Consider the following 10,889-nt stretch of genomic DNA (forward strand, 5'->3'; position numbering starts at 1 on the left):
TCCTCATAGTTGTGTGTTTCAAATCTAAGACCCTAGAGTGAGTAGACCGTATTTCTGACTTGTATTAACAGTATTATCGACTCATCCCACTACGCTTGCGCTATTAAATACTGGGGCTCAAAAATGTAACTGAGAGCAGTCGACCCACCGGTATTTCATGCTTGTCAGCGTTAGACTTTACAGACAGAATGGCGTATGTAAGCACGTTCAACAAGTTACGAAAATAATGGGGCTGTAACCATACTTTGGGTACGGCTTCTTACATGCACTAGATTTTTACAGGAGGAGTGCCGGAAACGGCCGTCCGAATACTATATGGCGAAACTGGAAAACATCCGAAATTTCAGCATTATTGCACACATTGATCATGGTAAATCTACTCTCGCGGACCGTATTCTTGAAATTACGGGGCTTGTAAACGAAAGAGATCAGCGTGAGCAGTATCTTGACCGCATGGACCTCGAACGCGAGCGCGGCATTACCATTAAGGCACAGGCGGTACGAATTCCGTATAAGGCAAAAAACGGTGAAGAATACGTTTTGAACCTGATCGATACTCCGGGTCACGTTGACTTTGGCTACGAAGTATCCCGCTCTCTTGCTGCCTGTGAAGGCGCTTTGCTTGTTGTGGACTCCACACAGGGCGTAGAAGCGCAGACACTGGCTAACGTTTATCTTGCACTGGACCACGATCATGAAATCGTGCCTGTGTTAAATAAAATTGACCTTCCAAGTGCTGACATCGATCGTGTGTCGGCAGAGATTGAAGAAAGTATTGGTCTTGATGCGACTGAAGCTGTTGGCGTAAGTGCTAAAACAGGTTTGAACGTTGATCAGGTACTTGAAGCAATCGTAGACAAGCTTCCAGCTCCAAAAGGGGATCGTGAAGCGCCTTTGAAAGCACTTATCTTTGACTCCTGGTATGATTCATATCAGGGTGTTATTGTTATGTTCCGTGTCTTTGATGGTTCCGTGAAAAAAGGCGATAAAATTCGTCTCATGGCTACTCATAAAGATTACGAAGTTACCCGCGTTGGTGTGTTCAGTCCTGATATGGTTGATATGAAGGAGCTTTCTGCCGGTGAGGTAGGATTCCTTTGTGCGACCATTAAAGATCTGGGCGACGCTAAGGTTGGTGATACCATTACGCTTGCCAATAATCCGGCAACTGGTGTTATTGACGGTTTTAAAGAAGTTCAGCCAATGGTTTACTGTGGGTTGTATCCTTCTGAATCTCAGGATTACGAGAGCCTTAAATACGCACTTGAAAAATTACAGTTAAACGATGCTGCGTTCCAGTATGAAGCAGAAACCTCACAGGCTCTTGGCTTTGGTTTTCGCTGTGGTTTCCTTGGGCTTTTGCACATGGAAATTATCCAGGAACGTATTGAGCGTGAGTTTAATATTGATCTTATCGCAACAGCGCCTTCAGTAATTTACAAGGTTACAACGGTCGACGGTGAGACTATTGAAGTAGATAACCCTGCAAAATTGCCGGACCCTACTAAAACAGAATCATTGTACGAACCGTTTATTCGTTGTGAAATCCACGTACCAGATGAATATGTTGGTAACGTACTGAAGCTATGTGAAGAAAAACGCGGTATTCAGCAAGATATGAAATACATGACGACAAACCGTGTCATCATCACATACGAACTGCCGTTTGCAGAGATCGTGTATGATTTCTTTGATAAATTGAAATCATACACCAAAGGCTATGCTTCGATGGATTATGAGATTATCGATTACCGCGAAGCAAACCTTGTTAAGCTGGATATGCTTATTAACGGCGATCCGGTGGATGCTCTTGCAACCATCGTACATAAAGACAACGCATACCATCAGGGTCGTGCTGTAGCTTTAAAATTGAAGCGCAGTATTCCGCGTCAGTTGTATGAAGTTGTTGTACAGGCTGCGATCGGGCAAAAAATTATTGCTAGAGAACGTAACGCGCCATTGCGTAAAAACGTTACCGCTAAATGTTACGGTGGTGATATTTCCCGTAAGAGAAAACTGCTTGAAAAGCAGAAAGCGGGTAAGAAACGCATGAAACGCATGGGTAACATTGAGTTACCACAGGAAGCGTTCCTTGCTGCTCTTAAGATTGGTGACGATTAGATGTGAATGCCCGTTCTGCGGGCTAACTAAGCAGGTATAGAAAGAATGGGTAATACAGCAGGTAAAAGTGGATTGAGAGAATATTTGGAAGCCCTCGGGGTAGCCCTGATTCTAGCGTTAATTATCCGCTCTTTTGTAGTTCAGGCTTTTACTATTCCGTCAGGCTCCATGCTTCAGACTTTGCAGATTGGTGACTATCTGCTGGTTAACAAGTTTGCCTATGGTGTTCGGTTCCCGTTTTCAGTTAAGGAAACAAATCCCGACGCTACGTCTATGTTGTCGCGTTACTCTGTAGTTCAGGGTGGCGAAATGCTCTCCATAGGCGATCCAGAACGTGAAGACATCGTGGTATTTGAATACCCGAGAAACCCTTCAGTTCATTACATCAAACGTGTCATCGGTATTCCGGGAGACACAATTGAAATCCGTAATAAGGTATTATACCGAAACGGCCGTAAAGTTGATGAACCGTATGTTCAGCATACGAAAGTAATGCCGGGTCCCGGCGACAACTATGGTCCGGTAATTATCCCTGCAGGGAAGTATCTTATGCTCGGTGATAACCGCGACGAATCATACGATTCCCGTTTCTGGGGTTTTGTAGATCGTGAAGCGATTGTCGGTAATGCATTGATCATTTACTGGTCTATGGACGGTACACGCTCTATTCGTTGGGATAGATTAGGTATGTTTGTTCAGCAGTAAGTTGTATTAAGAATAAAAAAAGCCCCTGACAGAAAACTGTCAGGGGCTTTTTTTATTGGCATTTTCGAGTAACAAAACGTCACAAATGCATTCTATTATACGTATTCTAATGATAGGAATGACCGTTTTAACTGTAGGAGGCAGGCTATCCATTTTGCAGGCCTGTCATAATGTTTTGTAGTTCATTTGCCTGCTGTGCAAGGGTGTCGAGAGTGTTCCGTGCAACCTCCATTGACTCATATACTTCTTGAGAAACTCTTGAAACATCGGAGACAGCATGGTTGATTTCTTCACTTGCAGTAGATTGTTCTTCAGCAGCAGCGGCAATCGACGCTACTTGTTCACTGGAAGTTTGAACAATGTTAACAATTTCATTCAGATTTTGACCGGCTTCGTCTGCAAGGTTGGTAACTTCTGAAACCGCAGTCGTAGTGTTATGCATGCCTTGAACGGTGTGTTGCGTTCCAGACTGAATTGAGGTGACAGCACTGCCAACTTCATGTGTGGCCTGCATTGTTTTCTCTGCAAGCTTACGGACTTCATCAGCAACCACAGCAAATCCGCGTCCAGCATCTCCAGCTCGTGCAGCTTCAATAGCGGCGTTGAGAGCTAGGAGGTTGGTCTGATCGGCAATGTCTGTGATGACTCCCATAATTTCACCGATACCGTTAGCATGCTGGTTAAGTTCATTAAGACCTTGCTGCATGATATTGAAATTGCTTTGCACGGTAGTAACACCTTCAGTAACCTTATGCACTGTTTCGGCACCGTGGGTAGCCATTTCCTTGGCTGCCTGAGTGTGCTGTGAAGTGGTGGCAGCATTCTGAGATACGTCAAAAACTGTGGCGTGCATCTGTTCCATGGAAACAGCAGTTTCAGTTAAACGTGAATTTTGTGTTCCAAGTTGTGAGGACGTGTTCTCAACGATATTTTGGAGCTCATTGGCAGATGTAGTTATATGGGTGACTACGCTTGCAAGGCGAGAAGCTGCTTCTGCAATACCTTCCTGTTTTGCTATTTCCGCTTGTTCCCCGGCAACTCTGGCTTGCTCAAGAGCTTTTTCAGCCATTGTTGTTTTTTCATCTGCCTCATGCTTCATATTGTCAGCTTCGGAGATAAGTTTTTTCAACATAAAAACCATGTTTTGAATAGAAGAAACAAGTTCACCGATTTCATCTTTTTGGTGATACGAAATAACGGACTCGAGGTTACCATTGGCGATAGAATTGGCATAGTTGACAGTACGCCCTAGTGGGGTGGTAACGCCTTTTATGACGATGGTACCAAGAACAGATAGAATGATAGCAGTAATTGAGAACACAATAATTAAGGCCCAAATTGCTCCCGTGAAGATGGAATTAGATTCCATTGTCAACTCTGTAGCACGCGTTGTTGTGTTATCAATTTCCTTCTGAATTATGTGCAAAACTGATTCACCGCTAGCATCTAACGTATCATCAATTTGCTCAAATTTAACATTCAGGTCGCGGAGTGTTGTAGTCCATTCTAAAAGAAGTGAAGGAAGCTTGATCACACCATCCTGCTCAAGGGCCTTAGTAGTCTGCATCATTGATGCGCACAGGTTTTCTTCTTCGGTATTGAATGCGAGCATGCTAAGGGCATCAATTGCCGATGTAATTATATAGAGTTGTGTTTTGAAGTCTTTAATCGCTTCTTGGGAAACTCCATCTTCTTTCTTTAAAATGAGTTTGAGAGATATGTTAGAAAATTTGCTTGTCGAAAATTTGAGTTGTGAAATCTCTGCTTGCACGCTGGAAAGCGCGCCTCGATCAGCGAATTTTCTTGTAAGAGAATCCGTCATTGTCATGAGGAGTTGGCTTCTCTTTTCGATTCTATTCGCAATGTTATTAAATTTATTATTAAGCCTGGTTTCTGTTTTAGTTTGATCAATAATTAAATTGCGCAGATCAAATTCTGTTGTGTGTAATAGCTTGCGAATAGCTTTTTGCGCAGTTTGTAGCCAGGCTTTTTCGCCTGCAATTGATGTGATCCTTTCGCAGGCTTCGTCGGTAGCAGTCGATAGATCGTTTATCTGTGCCAGACGTTCTGCGGAAATATCCCCTTCCTGCTTATCAACAATGGAGTCCATGGCTAATAGGATCGATTGTTCAGCTACTGATTTAAGATCTGCCAGACCTTTTGTTAAGTCTTGGTAAGTATTAACAGACTCAACAGAAGAAAAAATTTGAAATGCAGTTTTTCCACCAATACCGCCGATGATAGTAATTGCAATGAGACCAGATGCGATAAGTAAAATGAGTTTGTTTCTGATGGTCAAGGGCATGCAACCAGCTCCTGTAACAGTTACAATGTAGAATGAAGGTTAATGTCGGCTGAGGTAAGGCAGTCGAAAATTTGATATCGCCTTACTCCATTCGTTGAACATCGTTCATTAAATGAAGTAAGGCGATATGTTGAATCGAAAAATTGTTCGGCTAGGTAACGTTCTTTGATGTGAAAAACGCAGTGTACTGCTGGTCTGTTCCTTTAATGTGGTGAGTAAGCCAGTCTTTAAGGAACTTCATAACGTCCATGGTTACGGTTAATTTGCCGGAGCGAACGCCGGTTTCAAAATCAACAACCTCTGCAACGAATTTGCGGTGCTGTTCGATGTGTGCCGGAGTATCTGCATAACCATGTTTGGCAAACAGATCTTCTTCGTATCCAAAGTGAGTAACTGTGTAATTTTTCAGGTTGTCGATAACATCCAGTAACTCATTATGGCTACGACGGGATTTCATGGCGGCATGAAGCTCGTTAATTAAAGAAACAAGAACCTTGTGCTGATTATCGATTGATTCGATTCCAACAGAAAGGTCATCGCTCCAAATGAAGAGGGGGCCGTCGCTAGCAGCAGCGTTTTCAAGGTTGCCCTTGGAGAGGCTGGATATCATGGAGTCGAGTTCTTCAACAAGGCCGGAGAGTTCTACAATGGCATTTGCAGCACTGCTCATGCCGATGGCAGTTTCAGAGGCAACGCGTGTTACATCCGAAATCGCACGGTTAATTTCTTCAGATGCTGCCGACTGCTCTTCGGATGCCGTTGCAATCGAGGAAACCTGAACTGCTGTTTCATCAACAATGGTCACGATTTCTTCCATAAAGCGACCGGATTCTGTAGCGGCCTCGGTGGAAAGAGCAATGTCGTGAGCAGCAAGTTCTACAGCCTGCACGTTCTGCTGCGCGTGGCTCTGGATTCGACCAATAGCACCGCCAACTTCCTGAGTCGCCTGCATTGTTTTTTCTGCAAGCTTACGTACTTCGTCTGCAACAACTGCAAAGCCACGACCTGCGTCACCGGCACGTGCTGCTTCAATCGCAGCGTTCAATGCCAGCAAGTTTGTCTGGTCTGCAATGTCGGAGATTGTCACCATGATCTGGCTAATGGCATCGGCCTGCATGCCGAGTTGCCCCATGGTTTCTTTCAAACTTACAATGCGTTGTTCCATCTGCATAATGGATTCAACCGCACGGCGTACTCCGTCTGCACCTGTCTCTGCATTATTCTTTGATTCAGAAGCAGAGTTAGCAGCGCTGGATGCGTTTTGCGCAACTTCCAGAACTGTGCAGTTCATTTCTTCCATTGCTGTGGCAGTTTCCGTCATACGGTCATGCTGGATATCAACACCGGCATTGACCTGCTCAATCTGTGAAGACAGTTCGTGAACTGCGTTGAAAGCGTTGGTGGAAAGTGCATGAGCACGGCTCGCCACATCACGCATGGAGGTGAGCATATTCTGTACTTTCTCGTCCTGTTCTTTACCTGCATTGAGAGCACGTTGGGACTGTTCTTCTGTGATTTTGATAAGTTCGTTGTTCTTTTGAACTTGGGATACTTGGTCTTTGAAGTTGGAAACAATCCCTAATAATGAGGTTTGAAGGTCTTTAAATTCAAAGTTAAACGTGCCTTCAAGCTTTGCGTCAAAATCACCCTTATGGATTTTTTTTGCGTAATTATGAATGTTGTTGAGTGGAGTAATAAGTTGGGTACGTACATTGATGATGGTTAAAAGCATCACCAGAAATGCAGCAATTGTAAGGGCACCTTGGATTGTATGTCGCATGGACTCATTTTCTGCACCGAGAAATGAAAAATCAGTGATGAGTATCAATACGACAGTGCCAAAAAGAAAAGCAACAGATGCAGTAATTCTGTTTTGTAGTGTCATGTACACTTCCTTTACGAGAGTAGGTCAGTCTTCACCTGTGGCGAGCAAACATAGTAGTAATAAGAATAAGAAAATTGCTTCTAGTGCTTATACTGCGGTGGTGAAAGTTACTAGACTCTCTCCCCCCTGAACTAATAGTTATAAGATATTTAGAGAAAAAAAGAGATCGGATTACTGCGGTAACCTTAACGTTGTGTATCGGCATGATTGCGCTAATCTTTAAAAATCTATAATCTTTTTGTCTATAACGTTCAGATTGTACTGATTTCTTATGATAACTGCGAGGACGATGTGATCACTGTTGTTTCCTGTGCTGCTCTAGCTGGAATTGATGCCTTTACCGTAGAAATGGAAGTAGATTTAACCCGTGCGGGGTTGCCTGCATTTACGATGGTAGGGCTTGCTGAAGGTGCTGTTCGCGAAGCTAAAGAACGTGTAATGGCTGCCTTGAAAAATACGGGGCACAAGTTGCCGCCGTCACGTATTACCGTAAACCTTGCTCCGGCAGATAAACGAAAAGCGGGTAGTGGGTATGACTTGGCGCTTGCGTTTGGTTTGCTTGGTGCCTCAGGCACTATTGCTCCGGAATCGCTGCAAGGATGGTTTTTTGTAGGTGAACTTTCTCTTACTGGTGAATTGAAGCCTGTTCCCGGGGTGTTGCCTATCGCAATTCACGCTCGAGATATGGGGGCAAAAGGGCTGATTGTTGCGCCTGACAATGCAGAGGAAGCAGCGGTTGTTGAGGGCTTGTCCGTATACTCTATGACAACGCTCGGGGAAGTAATTGAGCATATTGCGGGAACAACTGTATTTGAACCTGCGACACCGCCGGAAGCTGAGAAAGGGTATGCATCAGAATGGATGCATGACTTTGCTGAAGTGAAAGGGCAGGAACATGCAAAGCGGGCAATTGAGATTGCAGCAGCCGGTAACCACAATCTGCTTTTTGTGGGACCTCCGGGAAGCGGCAAGACCATGCTTGCAAAACGAATCCCGACCGTATTACCTCAGCTTACTTTTGACGAAACGCTGGAAGTAACAAAAATTTATTCTGTCTCCGGTTTGCTCAGCAGAAAACGGTCACTCATAACAGAGCGTCCGTATCGTTCGCCGCATCATACCATTTCTGATGTTGGTCTCGTCGGTGGCGGAGCATACCCTAAGCCGGGGGAAGTCTCTCTTGCGCATCGCGGTGTACTTTTTCTAGACGAACTGCCGGAGTTTAAGAAGTCGGTACTGGAAGTAATGCGCCAACCACTTGAAGATGGGAATGTGACAATTTCGCGTTCTAGTATTTCCCTATCGTTCCCATCTGATTTTATGCTTGTGGCTGCAATGAATCCGTGTCCATGCGGGTATCTTACAGACGATCGGCATCCTTGTACCTGCAACAACAGGCAGGTTGCAAATTACCGTTCAAAACTTTCTGGACCTTTGTTAGATCGTATTGATCTGCACGTGGAGGTTCCAGCAGTTAGGTATGAAGATTTGCAATCCAACGCCGGTATCAGCTCAGAAGAAATGCGTGATCGAATTGAGGTAGCCAGAAGGATTCAGGAAGAGCGCTACAAGGGGACACCGTTGAAAACGAATGCTGACCTCTCTGGGCGCTGGCTTGAAAAATTTACACCGATTACAGATGCAGAGAATACATTTCTGCGTAATGCTGTGGAGGCTCTTGGGCTTTCCGCACGAGCCTACACGCGAGTGCTGCGTATCTCACGCACCATTGCAGATTTAGAAGGCGCAAAGGATATTGCTGTTGCACATATTGCTGAAGCCATTAACTGTAGAACGCTTGATAGAGAATAAGAAAAGCCCTTGTCGTTGAATAAACGGCAAGGGCATTTTTTATTCTTTAGTAGAGCGCACACTGAGTTCATCATTCAGTGCGCTACCCCTTTAATAGGATATGGTTCGCGATAGAACGAAGTGTTTGCACTATTCAATTATTCAGATGCAGCCAGTTTGACTCCAAGTCCTACAAGAATGGAACCTGCGGTAGCTTCAATGTAAGACCGACTTCTTGGAGCAGACATCACCTGTTTAGCTTTTCCTACGATGCTGGCGAGCAGACATTGCCAGATGAATGAAATGCAGAAGTGCACGCTGGTAAGGAAAAATATTTGCGTAACAGGGTTACCACCAGAGCTCATAAACTGAGGCATAAATGTGATGTAGAAAATTGCAGTTTTCGGGTTCAAAACATTAGAGAGAATTCCTTCTCTGAATGAACGGGAAACGCGTACTTTCTCTGCTTTCGCTGCAAGTTCTTCAGCGCCTTTAGCGCTCGTGAATCGCTTTTTCGCGTCCCATAAGTTCTGGCAACCAAGCCAAATAATATAGAATGCACCAATAATTTTAATAAAGTGGTAGAGCTGCGCTGAATTATAAAGAATAAGCGCAAGTCCGCAGCCGGAAATAGTGGCGTGGAAAAAAAGTCCTGTACAGATTCCAGCGCTAGTGATTGCGCCGTCTGTGAGCCCACCTCGAATACTGTTGCGGATAACCATCATGGTGTCCGCACCGGGGATCATCGAAAGAATTGTGATCGCGATTAAGAATTCGCCAAAATTATCCGGTAACATAACTAGCTCCTAGCACTGAATCTATTCGTCAATCGTTGTATTTTTTCGTAAGCGACATCTAATCAGAAATAGCTAATTCTACGCCTAGTCCTACAAGTGCAATTCCTGCCACTGCGTCAATTCTAGTACGTACTTTTGCTTTAGATATAAGTCCCTTTGCCTTGTGCACAAAGCCCGCAATAGCATACTGCCAGCAGAGAAAAATAGCACAGTGCAAGCCTGCTAAAATACATGCCTGTAAGAGCAGGTTGCCTTTAGGGTCCATAAACTGTGGCAAAAAAGCCATATAGAAAATGCACGTTTTCGGATTCAGGATATTAAAAACGATGCCTTCTGTAAAAGATTTATGGACAGAACAATGGGCAAAGCAAATTTGTTTATCTACTTCTGAAGAGTTTCTATTCATCGCATTGCGAAGGTTTTGGATACCCATCCAAGCTATGTAGGCAGCGCCGCAAAATTTGATTGCTTGGTACAGCTGAGCAGAGTTGTAAAGAATCAATGCAAGCCCGCAGGTGGAAACTGCTGCGTGAATGAAAAATCCTGCCCCGATTCCTGTGCTGGTTGCAGCGCCGTCAACGAAGCCGCCACGGATACTGTTTTTGACGATCATCATCGTGTTAGCACCAGGGATAAGGCAGAAAATAGTAACAGCAATAAGGTATTGTAGTAAGTTCTCAGGCATCTTACAGGCTCCGTATGAGCGTGTCCGTTCGGGCATGGCTAAAGGTGGGTGAATGTGTGCCGACACTGACAGAAACATTTTCAGTCTGCAACGGGAAAATTATGCTTTTTAGTTTGCTATCAAAATCCTCTGGAGGCGCTTATCAGCGGGATGTCTCCGACGGTTTAAGAACCTGTTACACTGTCGCTATCTGTACTTTCTCGTACCTTGAGAACAGCTACCGCTGTTGAAACAAGGTTCTTAAAAATCTCCAAAAACTTTTATTTGCGAGAACATCCCGTTTTTTCCATAAACTTGCGGCTTATGCTTCACTACCTTTCATGAAACAAAAAAGGCTGTCCCAAGATATTTGGAACAGCCTTTTTACGTTAGTAAAGTAAGTGGTGCAAAGCCGCGTGAAGACTTTTACGACGAGCTAGCCTCACAGGTAAAAGTTTTGGAAGGGGGTCTGGGGGAAACTTTTCTCAAAAAGTTTCAGCCCAGCCGCCGGAGGCAAGCGCCTTAGAAAGACTAGCAGAAGCCTTCAGCTTCGTGTGCTATTTTTTCTTTTTCTTTCCTGCCCTTTTTGCCACCTACCGGTGCGCCGCTTGGGCTTGCCTG

7 protein-coding genes are annotated in these 10,889 nt (G+C 44.5%); 3 read left to right on the top strand and 4 right to left on the bottom strand.

The genetic code is table 11. The features are described 5' to 3' along the window. Positions 1–315 precede the first annotated feature (315 nt). Positions 316–2,121, top strand: coding sequence for a translation elongation factor 4 (gene lepA, locus MKHDV_RS17305; RefSeq protein WP_160717533.1), 1,806 nt, complete (start codon positions 316–318; stop codon positions 2,119–2,121). 45 nt (positions 2,122–2,166) lie between these two features. Next, positions 2,167–2,826 carry a signal peptidase I gene (gene lepB, locus MKHDV_RS17310; protein WP_160717535.1) on the top strand — a complete coding sequence of 220 codons (660 nt, stop codon included), beginning with the start codon at positions 2,167–2,169 and terminating at the stop codon, positions 2,824–2,826. Positions 2,827–2,971: 145 nt separating this feature from the next. On the opposite strand, the gene MKHDV_RS17315 is transcribed toward lepB, so the two are convergent. Both MKHDV_RS17315 and MKHDV_RS17320 read right to left on the bottom strand, forming a co-directional pair. Further along, a complete protein-coding gene (locus MKHDV_RS17315; RefSeq protein ID WP_160717559.1) occupies positions 2,972–5,131 on the bottom strand; it encodes a methyl-accepting chemotaxis protein in 2,160 nt (719 codons plus the stop codon). A gap of 151 nt (positions 5,132–5,282) precedes the next feature. Beyond that, complete coding sequence (locus MKHDV_RS17320; RefSeq protein ID WP_160717561.1) at positions 5,283–7,016, bottom strand: bacteriohemerythrin; 1,734 nt, start codon at positions 7,014–7,016, stop codon at positions 5,283–5,285. Positions 7,017–7,307: 291 nt separating this feature from the next. On the opposite strand from MKHDV_RS17320, the gene MKHDV_RS17325 reads away from it, so the two are divergent. After that, positions 7,308–8,828 carry a YifB family Mg chelatase-like AAA ATPase gene (locus MKHDV_RS17325; RefSeq protein WP_160717563.1) on the top strand — a complete coding sequence of 507 codons (1,521 nt, stop codon included), beginning with the start codon at positions 7,308–7,310 and terminating at the stop codon, positions 8,826–8,828. 137 nt (positions 8,829–8,965) lie between these two features. On the opposite strand, the gene MKHDV_RS17330 is transcribed toward MKHDV_RS17325, so the two are convergent. After that, complete coding sequence (locus MKHDV_RS17330) at positions 8,966–9,604, bottom strand: LysE family translocator (protein WP_160717565.1); 639 nt, start codon at positions 9,602–9,604, stop codon at positions 8,966–8,968. Positions 9,605–9,662: 58 nt separating this feature from the next. Then, entirely contained in the window at positions 9,663–10,289 is a 627-nt protein-coding gene (locus MKHDV_RS17335) for a LysE family translocator (RefSeq protein ID WP_160717567.1), read from the bottom strand. Positions 10,290–10,889 lie beyond the last annotated feature (600 nt).

The organism is Halodesulfovibrio sp. MK-HDV, from assembly GCF_009914765.1.
Lineage (GTDB): Bacteria > Desulfobacterota > Desulfovibrionia > Desulfovibrionales > Desulfovibrionaceae > Halodesulfovibrio.